12 protein-coding genes are annotated in these 15,137 nt (G+C 73.2%); 8 read left to right on the top strand and 4 right to left on the bottom strand.

The window, feature by feature from the left end:
• Positions 1 to 10: 10 nt before the first annotated feature.
• Complete coding sequence (locus tag ACZ7GX_RS24780) at positions 11 to 2,839, bottom strand: AfsR/SARP family transcriptional regulator (protein WP_498779914.1); 2,829 nt, start codon at positions 2,837 to 2,839, stop codon at positions 11 to 13.
• A 104-nt stretch (positions 2,840 to 2,943) separates the two neighbouring features.
• The gene (locus tag ACZ7GX_RS24775; RefSeq protein WP_498779913.1) at positions 2,944 to 5,154 is read right to left on the bottom strand and encodes a terpene synthase family protein; all 2,211 of its coding nucleotides are present in this window, start codon (positions 5,152 to 5,154) and stop codon (positions 2,944 to 2,946) included.
• A gap of 235 nt (positions 5,155 to 5,389) precedes the next feature.
• Between ACZ7GX_RS24775 and ACZ7GX_RS24770 the strand changes: the two genes are divergently transcribed.
• From ACZ7GX_RS24770 to ACZ7GX_RS24755, 4 genes are all read left to right on the top strand, one after another.
• Positions 5,390 to 5,848, top strand: coding sequence for an SRPBCC family protein (locus ACZ7GX_RS24770; RefSeq protein WP_498779912.1), 459 nt, complete (start codon positions 5,390 to 5,392; stop codon positions 5,846 to 5,848).
• A gap of 90 nt (positions 5,849 to 5,938) precedes the next feature.
• The gene (locus ACZ7GX_RS24765) at positions 5,939 to 6,757 is read left to right on the top strand and encodes an ABC transporter ATP-binding protein (RefSeq protein ID WP_498779910.1); all 819 of its coding nucleotides are present in this window, start codon (positions 5,939 to 5,941) and stop codon (positions 6,755 to 6,757) included.
• A 32-nt stretch (positions 6,758 to 6,789) separates the two neighbouring features.
• On the top strand, positions 6,790 to 7,755 hold the full coding sequence (locus ACZ7GX_RS24760; RefSeq protein WP_498779908.1) for an ABC transporter substrate-binding protein: 966 nt from the start codon (positions 6,790 to 6,792) through the stop codon (positions 7,753 to 7,755).
• Positions 7,755 to 9,788, top strand: a complete 2,034-nt coding sequence (locus tag ACZ7GX_RS24755) for an iron ABC transporter permease (protein WP_498779907.1) — start codon at positions 7,755 to 7,757, stop codon at positions 9,786 to 9,788. The genes ACZ7GX_RS24760 and ACZ7GX_RS24755 overlap by 1 nt, the downstream gene beginning before the upstream one ends.
• Positions 9,789 to 9,819: 31 nt before the next feature.
• On the opposite strand, the gene ACZ7GX_RS24750 is transcribed toward ACZ7GX_RS24755, so the two are convergent.
• A complete protein-coding gene (locus ACZ7GX_RS24750) occupies positions 9,820 to 11,277 on the bottom strand; it encodes a hypothetical protein (RefSeq protein ID WP_498779906.1) in 1,458 nt (485 codons plus the stop codon).
• Between the two features lie 104 nt (positions 11,278 to 11,381).
• Between ACZ7GX_RS24750 and ACZ7GX_RS24745 the strand changes: the two genes are divergently transcribed.
• Complete coding sequence (locus tag ACZ7GX_RS24745; RefSeq protein ID WP_498779905.1) at positions 11,382 to 11,711, top strand: SDR family NAD(P)-dependent oxidoreductase; 330 nt, start codon at positions 11,382 to 11,384, stop codon at positions 11,709 to 11,711.
• A 20-nt stretch (positions 11,712 to 11,731) separates the two neighbouring features.
• Positions 11,732 to 12,274 carry a nuclear transport factor 2 family protein gene (locus ACZ7GX_RS24740; RefSeq protein WP_498779902.1) on the top strand — a complete coding sequence of 181 codons (543 nt, stop codon included), beginning with the start codon at positions 11,732 to 11,734 and terminating at the stop codon, positions 12,272 to 12,274.
• Positions 12,275 to 12,347: 73 nt separating this feature from the next.
• Here ACZ7GX_RS24740 and hisS read toward each other — a convergent pair whose 3' ends face one another.
• A complete protein-coding gene (gene hisS / locus ACZ7GX_RS24735; RefSeq protein ID WP_498779900.1) occupies positions 12,348 to 13,637 on the bottom strand; it encodes a histidine--tRNA ligase in 1,290 nt (429 codons plus the stop codon).
• 162 nt (positions 13,638 to 13,799) lie between these two features.
• Between hisS and ACZ7GX_RS24730 the strand changes: the two genes are divergently transcribed.
• Together ACZ7GX_RS24730 and ACZ7GX_RS24725 are read left to right on the top strand one after the other, a co-directional pair.
• On the top strand, positions 13,800 to 14,633 hold the full coding sequence (locus ACZ7GX_RS24730) for a hypothetical protein (RefSeq protein ID WP_498779899.1): 834 nt from the start codon (positions 13,800 to 13,802) through the stop codon (positions 14,631 to 14,633).
• On the top strand, positions 14,630 to 14,938 hold the full coding sequence (locus tag ACZ7GX_RS24725) for a transcriptional regulator (protein ID WP_498779896.1): 309 nt from the start codon (positions 14,630 to 14,632) through the stop codon (positions 14,936 to 14,938). The genes ACZ7GX_RS24730 and ACZ7GX_RS24725 overlap by 4 nt, the downstream gene beginning before the upstream one ends.
• The last annotated feature ends 199 nt before the right edge of the window (positions 14,939 to 15,137 follow it).

Here is a 15,137-nt window from a genome sequence, read left to right as displayed (position 1 = left end):
GCCGGCGGGGTCAGCCCTCCCGGCACCGCGGCAGCGCAGCCGCCCGGTCGTGGGCGGACACCGTGGCGCTCAAGGCGGTCAGGGCCTCGGCCAGCTGCCACGGCGAGCACCAGCGACGGGCCAGCATCACGGCCTGGCGGTGGTGGACCTCCGCGTCACGGTGGCGGCCGGCGGCCGATTCGGCGTTGCCCAGGGCGATGAGGGCACCGACCTCGGTCTCGCGGTTGTCCTCACGGCGGGCGACGGCCAGCGCCTCGGTGGCGTGGGACAGGGCGTGGTCGAGGTCGCCGAAGTCGGTGGCGATCAGGCTCAGCCCGGTCAACGCCGACGCCTCGCCGTAGCGATTGCCCAGGTGACGGTGCAGCGCGCACGCCGCCATCAGGTGCTCACGCGCCCCCGACAGGTCGCCGCACGACCGCAGCACGTACCCCAGGTTCACCCGCGCCACGGCCTCACCCCACTGCGAGCCGTCCTCGACGCTGATGGCCAGCGCGCGGTCCAGGTGCGCCAGCGCCCGGTCCAGCCGACCGGACTGGCGTTCGGCGAAACCCAGGTTGTTCAACGCCATCATCCGGTCGGTCCGCGTCCCGGCGTCCAACGACCGGGTGAACAGATCACTCGCCTCGGTGAACCGGCCCGCCGCCAGCAGCGCGATGCCCAGGCTGTTCGCGGTCGCCGCCTCGCCCTCCGGCCAGTCGGCCTCGCGGTGCGCCAGCAACGCCGCCTCCAGGTGCCGGATCGCCTCGTCGCGCCGCCCGAGGTGCACGCACGCCGCGCCGATCCCCTGCCGCATCAACGCCTCCACGCGCGGCACGCCGCGGGCCGCCGCCAGCACCGGGAACGCGACGTCCAGCCACTCCGCCCGCAGCCCCCGGTGCAGGAACACCGACCGGATCGCGTCCGCCAGGTACCACGCCGTCGGGTGCGGACCGCGCACGGCGGCGTGCCGCAGCACGGCCGTCAGGTTGTCGTGCTCCGCCTCCAACCACGCCACGGCCTCGGCGGACGACGCGAAGTCCACCTCGAACTCCGGGTCGGCCTCACGCGGCAGCCGCAGCGGGTGGCGGCTGAAGTGCCGGTCCACCGCGTCCACCGCCGCCACGCAGAACCCCACCAGCCGGTCCCACGCCCCCTCCTCCCCGCCCAACGTGCGCGCGTAGTCGCGCACCAGGTCGTGGAACCGGAACCGGCCCGGCCCGTGCCGCTCCACCAGGTGCGCGGCGGCCAACCCGTGCAGCAGCCGAGCGGCCTCGGCCGGCGGCACGTCCAGCAACGCCGCGGCCTCGCGTGGCGTGAAGTCGGCGCCCGGCACGAGGCCGAGCAGCCGGAACAGCCGCTGGGAGCCGGGCGTCAACGCCGCGTACGACACGCCGAACGCCCGGGTCAGCAGGCTCTCGTCGGCGCCGTCCACGGTCAGCCCGGTCAACGGGTCGGCCCGCAGCTCGGCCACCAGGTCGTCGACCCGGACCTGCGGCCCGAGGTTCGCCGCGGCGATGCGCAACGCGAGCGGCAGGTGGCCGCACAGGCGCGCCAGCTCGTCGAGCGAGTCGGAGGACTCGACGCCCAGGACCCCGGTCAGCAGGGCGCGGGAGTCCGCGGCGGGCAGCACGGACAGCGGCAGCGACCGCGCGCCGGTCCGCGCGACCAGGTCGCCCAGCCGGTGCCGACTGGTCACCAGCACCATCCCGGACGGCGGCAGCAGCGGCGCGACCTGGTCCCCGTCGCGCGCGTTGTCCAGCAGCACCAGCACGTCCCGGTCCGCCAGCGCGGTCCGGTACAGCGCGGCCAGCTCGTCCACCCCGGACGGCAGCCGCTGCCGCCCCAACGCGCGCAGCAGCTGCGCCAGGGCCGCGGCGGGCGGCACGGGCTCGTGGTCGGCGTCGAACCCCCGCAGGTCCACGTACAGCTGCCCGTCCGGGAACCGGTCCCGGGCCCGCCGCGCCCAGCGCACCGCCAACGCCGTCTTCCCGACCCCCGCCGCGCCGGTGATCACCCAGATCCCGGCGTCGTCCAACCGCGCCAGCTCCGCGTGCCGCCCGGCGAACCCGCGCACGTCGTGCGGCAGCTGGGCGGGACGCGCCACCGGCGCGGGCGCCGACCCCTCGCCCTGCAACACCTGGACGTGCAGCTCCTGCAGTGCGCGCCCCGGTTCGATGCCCAACTCGGCGGTGAACCGCCGCCGGGTCTCCGCGTACGCCGCCAGCGCCTCGGACGTGCGGCCCGACCGGTGCAGGGCGAGCATCAACGCGGCTTGGAGCCGTTCCCGGAACGGGTGCTCGTCGCCCGCCCGGCGCAGCTCGCCGATCACGGCCGCGTGCCGACCGGCGCGCAGCTCGGCGTCGAACAGGTCCTCCACGGCGGCCAGCCGCCGTTCGTCGAGCGAGCGGCCCTCCCGGTCCTGCAACGCCTCGGTCACCCCGCCGAGCACGGGGCCCTCCCACAGCGCCAGCGCGTCCCGCAGCCGGGCGACCCCCGCGTCCACCCGCCCCTCGGCCAGGTCGACGCGGGCCGCCGTGACGGCGTCGCAGAACACCTGGACGTCCAGCTGCCCCGGCGCCACCTCGATCAGGTAGCCGGGCGAGCGGCGCACGATCGCGGACCGGCCGAGGAGCTTGCGCAGCTCCCAGATCCGCACCTGGAGCTGGCCGCGCGCGCTGGTGGGCGGTTCGCCGTCCCAGACGAGCCCGATCAGCCGCTCCTCGGAGACCACGCGGTTGGCGTTGAGCAGCAGGGCGGCGAGCACCGCGCGCTGCTTGGGCCCGCCGAGCCGCACCGGTTCGCCGTCGAGGTGCGCCGCCACCGGGCCCAACAACCGGTAGCGCACTCCGCCCTCGCCCACGGCGCCAATACTGCCACCGAATCCGGGGAATTCAGGAGTGAAAGGTCTCGTAAATCACCCCGGACTTCTGTTCCCCATTACGACGACCGGTATTCAGCTTTACGTCACCCTTTGTTCACCAGAATGCGGGTGGACGCCGTGCCGAGGCCCGTCGGACCGCGCAGGGCCTGCGGCGGGAACGCGACTTCCCGGCCGCCGAAGCGCTTGGCCAGGTCGGCGTCGTGGTAGCGGACGACCTCCCGGTGCCAGTGGAGGATGCCGGACATCCAGTCCTTCAGCTCGTCCACGTACCGGTTCACCGCCTCGCGCACTTCGGGTTCGAGGCGCAATTCCTCGAACAACGCGGGCAGCTCGACCCGCACCGAGTGCCGGAACTGCGCCAACCGCGCGTTCGCCAGATCGGTCGCGATTCCCCGCGCCCGGTCCGGGTCCACGTCGAGGAAATTGCGCACGACGAGCACCAGGTTGTGCAGCTCGCCCTCGAACTGGATCTCCTTGCGGTAGGAGAAGAGGTCGTTGACGATGGCGGCGTAGTCCATCGCCGAGTTCTCGATGTTGCGGAGGGTGCGGGTCCGGTAGACCTCGTCGGGCACCAGCCCGCCGTGGCCGAGCCTGGCCATGCTCGTGGTCAGCTCCGAGCCGAACGTGTGCCGGCGCATCTCGACGTAGTCGACCGGGTCGGGCACGCGGTGCTCGTGCTGGTTCTCCAGCTCCCACAGCCAGCTGTCCAGCATCAGCTCCACCTCGTGGCGCAGCCGCCGCCGGTTGTCGTGCGGCATCGGGGCGGTGGTGCGCTGCCAGACGTCGGCGAGGCCGCGTTCCAGCGGGGTCACGGGGGACGGCGACGCGCCCTCCAGCGGCATCATCTGCTTGAGCCGGTCGGTGGTGGCCTTCGCGGTGGCCAGGTCGGGCGTGCGGCCGAACGCGACCGGGTAGTAGTCGTCGCCGTAGGTGCCCCAGGTCAGCCACAGCGCGGAGATCTCCAGCTCCTCCCGGGTGGCGTCCGGGTCGATGCCCGCCGAGCACAGCGCGAGGTCCATGTCGCGCAGCCTGCCCTCGGTCCACACGCGCGGCACGTCGTCGAAGAAGCCCATCTCCCCCGCCCACGCGACGCTCTTCTCCCGCGCGTCGTGCCAGTGCGGGCTCACCGCCACCGCGAACGGCATGTCCAGCGCCGGCTCGGGCATCGGCGGCACCTCTTCGAACGGCACGTGGCTGAAGGCGCGCAGGCGTTGCGGCGCGGTGGCGACGAGCGAGCGGAGGGCGCTCGTGCCCAACCCGGTCGGGCCGCCGAGGACCGGGTTCGCGGTGACCGCGCCCTCGTTCATGTAGCGGCTGGAGCGGGCGTGCCACTCGTGCCCGCCCGCCTGCCAGTCCTGCAGGCCCTTCACGTACGCCAGCACGGCGAGGCGGCCGGCCGGGTCGACGGCGTGCTCGTCGAGCAGGCGCGGCACCTCGGTGACGGCGGTGTGCTCGAACTGGTGCAGGCGGGAGGTGAGCAGGTCGTTGACCGCCTCGGCGGCCTCCTGGGTCGGGATGTCCAGGAACTTCTCCAGCACCAGGACACCGTTGCTCAGCTCGCCCTCGTCCAGCACCTCCCGCTCGTAGGAGAACAGGTCGTTGCGCAGGTGCACGGCGTCGGCGAACGTGTCGCGCAGGACGCCGATCGGGCGGGTCAGGGCGATCCGGGCGGGCACCTCCAGGCCGGTGACGTGCTCGACCAGGTTCGCCGACCACGGCGCGCCGCCCACCTTGCGGCGCATCTCGACGTACTCGATCGGGTTGGCGAGCCTGCCCTCGGAGATGTTCAGCAGCTCCCACATGGACTCGTCGAGCAGGTGCTCGGTGTTGGCCGCGAACCGGCGGCGCCAGTCCGGCGAGTGGCTGCCGACGGTGCGCGCCCACAGGTCGGCGAGGCCCTTCTCGACCGGGTTCGTCGGCGCCTCGGTGATCGCGCCCTCGACCGGCATGAACAGCGGCAGCCGGTCGAGGTAGGCCTTCGCGCCCGCCACGTCCGGGTTGCGCTTGTAGAGCTCGACGAAGTGGTCGTCGAAGTAGAAGACCCACACGTACCAGTCGGTGACGAGGTCGAGGTCCTCCGGCGAGGCGTCCGGGTGGGTGTAGGCGCAGAGCAGGGCGTAGTCGTGGGAGTCGAGGTCCTCGTCGGTCCAGACGACCGTGCCGTGCTGCGGCACGTCGATCATGTCCATCTCGTGCGCCCACGACTTCGTGTGCGCCCGCGCGCGCTCCAGGTTCGGATTGAGCCGTGCCGGGTAGGGCAGGTAGAAATCCGGCAGCTGGAACGGCTGCGCCATCGGCTCGCACCTCTCGTCGGGGCCTACCGGGTGTAGGCAACCAGTGCCCTCCCGTGACCGCCAAGACCCCGCGGTGGTGATCCACACGTTCGGGCACGGGGTCCGCCCGACCGGCTCAACCCGGCGCCGCTCCGAGTGGTCGCGCCCGGTCACCGCCGATCGGGTGGCCGGATCCCCGCAGTGGGATCACGTCGACGAGCGGTGAAACCGGCACGCAGGCCGCACACTGGACGACGTGCCCCGCTTGGAGCCGTTCGACGTGGACTTCTTCGACTCGGCACCGCAGCGCCGCAGCTACGTGCTGGACCTGGCGGTGTCACCCGAACGTGTGTGGCGCGGCCTGGCCGCCTCGAACCCGCTGTGGTGGTGCCGGCTGCTGTCCTCGGTGGAGTACACCTCCCCTCGCCCGTTCGGGGTCGGCACGACGCGCACGACGGCCGTGCTCGGCGTGCTGCGGCTGCGCGAGGTGTTCATCCGCTGGGAGGAGGGCCGCCGGCAGTCGTTCCTGGTCGACCGGGCCAACCTGCCGGTGTTCCGGCGGTTCGGCGAGGACTACCTGGTGGAGCGGTCGGCCGAGGGGGCGAGGCTCACCTGGACGTTCGCCTACGAGCCGGGGCTCAAGGTGGGCGGCCGGCTGAACGCGCTGGTGTTCGACTCGCTGGTGGCGGACACGCGGCGCCACTTCAACGCCTGATCTTGATCGCGCTGCGTTACCGAATAGGCCGGGAAGTGCAGTAGATCACGGCCAGATGGGTGATCCTGCACATTAGGTTAGGCTCCCCTCATGTCTAAGGGAGACGCGCTGCTCGCCGGTGAGGAACTGGTCCTGGCGCACCACGACCGCGCGGTGGTGCACGGTGTCTCGCTCGGACTCCGCGCCGGCGCCGTGACGGCGCTCGTCGGGCCGAACGGGTCCGGCAAGTCGACCGTCCTGCGCTCGCTGGCGCGGCTGCACCGGCCGCGCGAGGGGAACGTCCGGATGGGCGAGCGGTCGGTGTGGGGCCACGCCCCCCTGTCCGGCAAGGAGTTCGCCCGCAACGTCACCCTGCTCACCCAGCAGCGGCCGACGCCCTCGGGCGTGTCGGTGCGCGACGTCGTCTCCTACGGCCGATACCCGTACCGGACCGGGTGGCGAGGGGTGGACCTGGAGGGCAGCGCCGCCATCGAGCGCGCCATGGACCTGACCGGCGTGACCGCGATGGCCGACCGCGGCGTGGACGAGCTGTCCGGCGGCGAGCTGCAGCGCGTGTGGCTGGCGTCGTGCCTGGCGCAGCAGACCTCCGTGCTCCTGCTCGACGAGCCGACCAACCACCTCGACCTGCGCTACCAGGTCGAGGTGCTCGACGTCGTGCGCGACCTGGCGAACGACCACGACGTGGCGGTCGGCGTGGTGCTGCACGACCTCGACCACGCGGCGATCATCGCCGACGAGGTCGTGCTGCTGAGCGAGGGCAAGGTCGTCGCGGCCGGCGGGGTCCGCGACGTCCTCACGGGCGCGCACCTGACCCACGCCTACGGCGTCACGGTGCACGTCGCCGACGACCCGGTGACCGGCGCGATCCACTGCCGCCCCCTCGGCAGGCACACCCCGCGACCGGTCTGACCCCCTTCCCTTCACCCTGAGAGGTCCCAGCCATGCGCTTGCTCGCCCCTGCCCTCGTGACGGCAGCTGTGCTGCTGTCCGCCTGCGGCACGACCGAGACGCCCACGTCCACGCCGACCGAGTCCGCCGGCGGGCCGGTCACCGTGACCGACGCCCGCGGCAAGGAGGTCAAGCTCGACGCCCCGGCCAAGAAGGTCGTCACGCTGGAGTGGGCCGAGACCGAAACCATCGCCTCACTGGGTGTCATGCCGGTGGGTGTCGCGGACGCGGCCGGTTACAAGACGTGGGACGCGACGGTGCCGCTCGCCGCCGACGTTAAGGACGTCGGCAAGCGCAACGAGCCCAGCGTCGACTCGATCGTCGCGCTCGACCCCGACCTGGTGATCATGGCCAAGGGCCGGGACGAGACGCTGGCCAACCAGCTGGAGAAGTACGTCCCCGTGGTCGTCACCCAGGCCAGCGACGCCGCCCGCAACCTGGACCGGCTGCGCGAGGACACCAAGCTGATCGCGCAGGCGGTCGGCAAGTCCGCCGAGGGCGACAAGCTGCTGTCCGAACTGGACACCGCGCTGGCCGACGGCAAGAAGGCCGTCGAGGCCAAGGGCGCGACCGGCACGCCGTTCCTCATGGCCGACGGCTGGCTCGAGGGCAGCACGGTCAACATCCGCCCGTTCGGCAAGGGCTCGCTGGTCTCCGACGCCGCCGAGGCGGTCGGCCTGAAGAACGCGTGGACCGGCGAGGTCGACCCGCAGTGGGGCCTCGGCGCCACCGACGTCGAGGGCCTGACCGCGCTCACCGACCCGAAGACCATGCTGTTCTACAGCGCTTCCGAGGACGACGTGTTCACCACCGGCCTCGCCGCGAACCCGGTGTGGCAGCGGCTGCCGTTCGTGGTGAGCAAGAAGGTCGTCAAGCTGGAGCCGGGCACGTGGACGTTCGGCGGGCCGAAGTCGGTCATCCACGTCGCCGAGCAGTTCGTGAAGGCTGCCACCGCCTGATGATGCGCACCGCCGTCGTGACGGCGGGGATCGTGGCGCTCATCGCCGTGCTCTCCGCCGTCCACCTCACCCAGGGCACCGCGTCGACCGGTGTGCTCGACGTGCTCAACGCCCTGGTGGGCAACGGGGACGCGCAGACCCTCGCCGTGCTGGAGGGTTCGCGCGTGCCGCGCCTGCTGGCCGCGTTGCTGCTCGGCGTCGCGCTCGGCGTGGCCGGCGCGGGCATGCAGTCGGTGGCGCGCAACCCGTTGGCCTCGCCGGACACGCTCGCCGTGAACGCGGGCTCGCACCTGGCCGTGGTCGCGATCGCGGCGTTCGGGCTGAGCCTGCCCACGCTGCCCGCGGGCGCGGCGGCGTTCGTCGGCGGGCTCGCGGCGGCGGTCGTCGTGCTCGCGCTGTCCGGCGGCGGTTCGACCAGCCCGCGGCTGGTGCTCGTCGGCTCGGCGGTCATGTTGACGCTCCAGTCGGCGACGGTCCTGCTCCTGCTGATGTACGAGCAGGAGACGACCGGGCTGTTCGCCTGGGGCTCCGGTTCGCTGACCGTGAGCGACCTGGACGCGACCGCGCAGATGACGCCGGTCGTGGTGGTCGCGGTGGCGGCGTTGCTGGTGATGGGCCGGTCGCTCGACATCCTGGCCCTGGGTGACGACAACGCGACCGTGCTGGGGTTGAAGGTGCGGCGGACGCGCGTGGGCGCGGTGCTGCTGACCGTGGCGCTGACGGCGGCGGCGGTGACGGTCGCCGGGCCGATCGGGTTCGTCGGGCTGAGCGCGCCGGTGATCACCCGGCTGCTGACGCCGTTCGTGCCCGGGTTGGGCAAGCACCGGATGCTGCTGCCGTTCTCCGGGCTCGTCGGCGTGGTGATCGTGCTCGGCGCGGACGTGCTGCTGCGGGCGGTCATGGGCTCGGCGGCGGCCGTCCGGGTGCCGACCGGCGTGATGACCACGGTCCTGGGCGCGGTGGTGCTGATCTGGTTGGCGCGGCGGGGGCGGTCGAGCGGGACGCCTCGCCAGGCGCCGGCCGGCCGGGTCGGCGTGGCGGGGTCGTCGCGGCGGCTCGTGGTGACGTCGGTGGTGCTGGGCGTGCTGCTGGTCGCGGCGCCGACGGCGGGCCTGATGCTCGGGGACCGGTTGGTGCTGCTGGGCGACCTGGCGAACTGGTTCGCCGGGCGGACGGGCACGGCGCTGACGTTCGTGGTCGACCAGCGGCTGCCGCGCGTGCTGGCGGCGCTGGTGGCGGGCGCGGCGCTGGCGGTGGCCGGGTGCGGCATCCAGTCGGTGAGCCGCAACCCGTTGGCGGAACCCGGTCTGCTCGGCATCACGGCGGGCGCCGGGCTGGCCGCGATCGCGTTGATCACGGCGGTGCCGCTGGCCGGCGCGTGGCACATCGCGGGTGCGGCGGGCGTGGGCGCGATGGTGGCGTTCGCGCTGGTCTACGGGCTGGCGTGGCGGTCGGGGCTGGACTCGGACCGGCTGGTCGTCATCGGCATCGCGATGTGGTCGGCCGGGATGGCGTTGATCACGCTGCTGATCGTGACGTCGGACCCGTGGAACACCGCGAAGGCGCTGACGTGGATGTCCGGCTCGACGTACGGGCGGACGTTGGAGCAGGTGGTGCCCACGGCGCTGGCGCTGGTGCTGCTGACCCCGTTGCTGTGGGCGCGGCACCGCGAGCTCGACCTGCACAGCCTGGACGAGGACACGCCGCGCGTGCTGGGCATGCGGGTGGAGCGGTCGCGGCTGGTGATCCTGCTGGCGGCGGGCGTGCTGGCGGCGACGGCCGTGTCGGCGATCGGTGTGGTGGCGTTCGTGGGGTTGGTCGCGCCGCACCTGGCCCGGTCGTTGGTGGGCGGTCGGCACGCGCGCGTGCTGCCGGTCGCGGCGGGGGTGGGCGCGGTGCTCGTGAGCGCGGCGGACACCGTGGGTCGGACCGTCATCGCGCCCGCGCAGGTGCCGGCCGGGCTGGTGATCGCGTTGATCGGCACGCCGTACTTCGTGCTGGTGATGTGGCGGACGCGCGAGATGCGCACCTGACCCCTGGTCGGCGCGGTCCGCGCCGACCAGGTCAGCCCAGCAGTGTCCGCAGCAGGTGAGTGGTCTGCTCGTCCAGGTCGACGGCCGCCCGTGCCAGCAACGCCCGCAGGCCGGGCGCCTCCGCCGCGCCCACCTCCAACGGCGCGACGGTCCGCCGACGCCACGGCACCGACACCAGGGAGTGCGCGATCCGCACGACGTCCGCACGACCGCGCCGCGCCAACCGGACGTGCGAGTCGCCCACCGCCGTCAACGCCGCGCGCAACTCGGCGACCCGGCCGAGCCGCCGCGCCAGCCGGTAGCCGGCGGTCCGCACCGCGGGCCGCTCGTCGCCCAGCAACTCCCACGGCAACGCCGCCGGCACCGAGCGCAACGCCACCGTCGCCTCCCGCACCACGAGCGACGACGGGTCGCGCAGCAACGGCAGCACCAGGTCGTCGGTCGCCTGCTCCAGCACCCGCAACGCCCGCACGGCACGGGCCCTGATCCGGCCCGTCGGGTGGGCCAGCAACTCCACCAGGTGCCGACCGTCGCCGCCCACCTCGGCGAACCCGTCGATCGCGCCCGCGGTCACCCGCGACCGGTAGTGGGCGGGCACGTCCACGCCCACCCGTGACGCCGCCGCCCGTGCCAGCGCGCGCACCAGCGACGACTTGTCGTCCAGGTACGCCACCACCTCCGCGTCACGGCCCAACCGCACCAAGCCGGTCAACGCCTCCACCCGCACCTCCGCGTGCGGTGACGCGGCCAACCGCCGCAACACCTCCACCCGCGCGGACCAGACGCAGTCCCGCGCCGCCGCCTGGGCCGCCGAGGACCGCAGCCGCACGTCCGGAGCCGTCAACGCGACCGACACCTTCCGGTCCAGCCGCCACGTCCCGGCCTCGAACGCGAACGCGCGCACCTCCCGGTCCGGCGACCGCAACAAGGACTCCAGCGGCGCACGGGGATCCGCCGCGACGGCCCGGAGCTGGTGGTGCACGAACGTCCCCCGCAGCCACGACCCGATCCACAACCCGACACCCACGGCGGCGGGCAGCACCCGTGCGGGGTCGCGGTGCAGCAGCACGGCCAGCCCTCCGCGCGCCCGGTCGCGGACCTCCGGCACCCAGTCGCCGGTCCGCAGCGCCAGGAACGGCACCAGCTCCGGCAACCCCCGCGCGACGATCTGCTCGACCGCGCGCTCCCGCAGCCGCCCGTCGCCGTGCGTGCTGGCCAACGCGATGCCCAACGGCGACGCGACCCGCTGGGCACGGCCGGCCTTCGTCAGCTGCGGCGGCACGTAGTCCTCGGCCACGTGCCAGCGCACCTGTCGGGCGTAGGAGTCCAGCGCGATCACCGCGCGCGGCCGACGGGCCAGCGTCGCCAACGCCGCGAGGCCCGCCGCCTCGTCACCCGTCGCGTCGATCTCGGCGAGCAGCCTGAGCACGGGGTCCGGCTCGGTCCACCGCACGTCGTAGGAGTCCAGGAGCCGTTCCAGTTCGTCCACCAGGGCATGGTGGCGCACCACCCGTGCCCGGGGCCTCCCTATTACCGAACGGCATCGGCACAGGTCTTGGACAGCGCACCGGCCCGCTGCGCACGATCGGGACCATGGACGACGGGGAGAAGGTGCACCGGCGCACGCTGTTGGCGGGCGCCGGTGTCGCGGGTCTGATGGCCGCCGGCGCAGGTGCGGGTATGGCAGGTGCGGCGCAGGGGCAGCCGGGCGAGAGTCCGGCGGGGCAGTCCGGTGGAGAGCTGCGCGGGCAGGTCGCCCTGGTCACCGGTGCGGCCTGCGGCATCGGCCGGGCGACGTGCGTGGCGCCGGCGCGGGCGGGCGCGGACGTGGTGGCGCTCGACATCGCCTCGCCGCGCGCCCGGTACGTCTCCGGCACCGTGCTCGACGTGACGGCGGGCGCGAGCACCCGTTGGAACAGCTGATCAACCACCAGGAGGGTGAGATGACGGAACACCTGTCCCGGGCCGACGTGCTGCGCGGCCTGGGCGCGACCGCGGTGGGCGTGGCGGCGGGCTCACTGCTCGGCACGGGCGCCGCGACGGCCTCGACCTCCGAGACCTCCGCCGAGCACCCGAACGTGCGGCTGATCAAGGACTACTACGCGGCCTACGGCTCCGGTGACGTGAACTCCCTGCGCCGGTTCTTCGCCGACGACATCCGGTGGACGATCCCGGGCCACCACCCGTTGTCGGGCACCAAGGTCGGCGCCGAGGAGGTGCTGGCGTTCTTCGGCGAGCTCGCCAAGGCGGGCTTCCGCGCGGAGCCGATCTTCCTCGCCGCGGACGGCGAGTGGGTCGTCGACCTGCACCGCGGCTGGAGCACCACGCCGGAGGGCCTGGACATCACGTGGGCACTCGCGTTCCGGATCCGCGGGCGGAAGATCGTGGAGGCGGTCAACTTCGCCGCCGACCAGCACGCGGCCGACCGGTTCTTCTGGCGGACCTACCCCTTGGCCCCCATCCCGAACCGGCTGGCCAAGCGCTGACGGCACGCCGGCCGCTGCCGGCTGCTGACGATCGCTGGTCAGCCGCCGGCTGACAGGCGCTGGTCGCGCGGGCTCAGCCCTGTCCGCGCGACCACGTCGCCGGGTCGGCCGCGGTCTGCGCGCCGGTGGCCAGGTCCTTCACCTCGTGCGGCCGGCCGTCCTCGAACGGCGGGAACCACACGAACGGGATGCCCTTGCGGGAGGCGTAGCGGACCTGCTTGGCCACCTTGTCCTCCTGGTGGTACAGCTCCACGTTGAAGCCGTTGGCGCGCAACGCCTTCGCCGTCTCGGTGGCGGTCCGGCGGCGGTTCGGCGGCAGGACGACGAGGACGTCGGCTGGCGTGCTCGGGCCCGTCTCGAGCAGGCCGGCGGACAGCACCTTGGCGAAGATGCGGGAGAACCCGATCGACATGCCGACGCCGGGCAGCCTGCGCCGGATGAACGACCCGGCCAGGTTCTCGTACCGACCGCCGGAGCAGATCGAGCCGTACTCCGGCCAGTCCACGAACTTCCCCTCGTAGACGGTGCCGGTGTAGTAGTCCAGGCCGCGGGCGATGGAGAAGTCGGCCACCACCTCGGGCAGGTCGGACAGCTCGCGCAGGACGAAGTCCAGCTCTTCGAGCCCTTCGTCCAGCAGCGCCGACCGCACGCCCAACGCGCGCACGTCGTCGACACCACCGCCGCGGAGTCCCGCGAGGTCGAGGACGGACTTGGTCTGGGCCGGGTCGAGCCGGTCGGCCAGCAGGGACGCCACGCCGTCGGGACCGATCTTGTCGATCTTGTCCACGGCCCTGATCACGCCGAGCGGCTCCTCGATGCCCAGGCCTTCGTAGAAGCCCTGCAACACCTTGCGGTTGTTGACGTTGATGGTCCACGGCGGCAGGCCGAGCGAGGTCAGCACCTCGTGCACGATGCGCGGCAGCTCGGCGTCGAAGTGGATCGGCACCTCGTCGACGTTGATCACGTCGACGTCGCACTGGGTGAACTCGCGGAACCGCCCGTCCTGCGGCCGTTCGCCGCGCCAGGCGCGCTGGATCTGGTAGCGCTTGAAGGGGAAGACGAGCTCGTTGAAGTGCTGCGCCGTGTACCGGGCGAACGGCACGGTGAGGTCGAAGCGCAGGCCGAGTTGCCCGTCGTCCGAGCCCTGGACCCGGCCGAGCGTGTAGACCTCTTTGGACGTCTCGCCCTTGGCCATGAGCACTTCGAGGCGTTCCGCGGCGGGCGTCTCGACGGAGCAGAAGCCGTAGCGCTCGAAGGCGGCGCGGATCCCGTCCAGCCAGCGCAGCTCGACCAGGCGCACGTGCGGCAGCCACTCCGGGAAGCCGCTGACGGGCGCCGGTCGCACTACGGGCTGGTCGCTCATGCCGGGAAGTCCACCGGAATCCGGGCGGACGCGCCAACCGCTTTTCCGATCGGGTGTACGCGCCCGGAGCCCGGCGCGGCACGGGGCCCTCCCGCAGCGGTTGACCGCATTAGGTTTGTAATGCAAACTCGATTGCATCAGCGAGGAGTTGGGGGACGTGCGGTGGCCGGTGACCCGAAGGACCTGCTCGACGAGTTGACGGCGTTGCGGCGGCGCGCCCGCCGTGACCGGCACGGGTACTGGTTCCCGTTCCTGCTGTTCGGGGCGATCGTCGCGGCGGCGATCCCGCTGTACCTGCCCGAGCGGTGCGTGTCCGCCTGTTCCTGGTCGATGAACGAGCTGCCGGCGTTGTGGCACTGGCTGCACCCGACCGGGCAGGCGACCGGGCTCGCGTTCGGCAACCACCCGTCGCTGGGCAAGGACTTCTACTGGATGGGCGCGCTGACCGCCGGGTTCCTGGCGACGGTCTGGTGGTACCGGTGGCGGGCCGGGAAGGTCGGGGTGGAGACCTCGACGCGCCTCTACGCCCAGGTGACCTTGTTCGTGCTGGTCCTCCCGCTGCTGGGCGTGCCGCTCGTCACCCGGCTGATCTTCTCCTCATGGGGTTGGCCGGTCGCGCTCACGGTCCTGGTCGTCGGGGTCGTGGTGGCGACGCTGCTCGCGAAGCGGAAGCTGCGGACCGCGATCGTGATCCTGTCGCTGGTCCTGGTCGCCCACCTGGTGATGGTCTTCCCGTACGGCCCGTTGCTCGTGGTGGCGGTGGGGGTGCTCGGGCTGGCGTGGGTGGAGCGCAGTGCGCTGTGCACGTCGTTCGCCGTGCTGTTCGGGGTCTGGGCGCTGTTCGTGAACGGGTGGGTGACGTGGGTCTACGGCACGCTGCTGTGGCCGGTCGCGGTGCTGGACTTCGGTGACCTGCTGTCGTCGGCCCTGGTCCTCGTGCTCGGCGGGGTCGGCGGCCTCGTCGCCCGTCGGGCGCGGGGCAGGATCGCGGCATGACCGAACACCCCACGTCGGGCCTGGACGACACCGTCCACCAACGGCACCGGTTGGGCGTCCTGACGATCGCGGCCGAGGTCAAGAGGGTCGAGTTCGGCTACCTCAGGTCCGTCCTGGACCTCACCGCGGGCAACCTGTCCCGGCACGTCACGGTGCTCGAAGAGGCCGGTCTGCTGGCGGTCGAGAAGGGCTACGACGGCAAGCGCCCGAAGACGTGGGTGAGCGTCACCGCCGCGGGCCGCGAGGCGCTCGCCGCGGAGATGGCGGTGCTGCGGGCCCTGCTGGAGCGGCACGACCAGGCGTGACGGCGCGGAATCGTCCGGGAAGGGGCGGCAGGGTGTGGCCCGGGCGGGGTTGCCGGAGGGTGTGGAGGCGGTTCGGGGTGGGCGGGCCCGCGATGTCGCGGACCGGGGGTGGGGGGGGGGGGGGGGGGGGGGGGGGGGGGGGGGGGGGGGGGGGGGGGGGGGGGGGGGGGGGGGGGGGGGGGGGGGGGGGGGGGGGGGG

Source organism: Actinosynnema sp. NPDC037264 (assembly GCF_055603705.1).
Note: the sequence above shows the minus strand (reverse complement) of the source record. Positions and strands in the feature narration are given on the sequence as shown.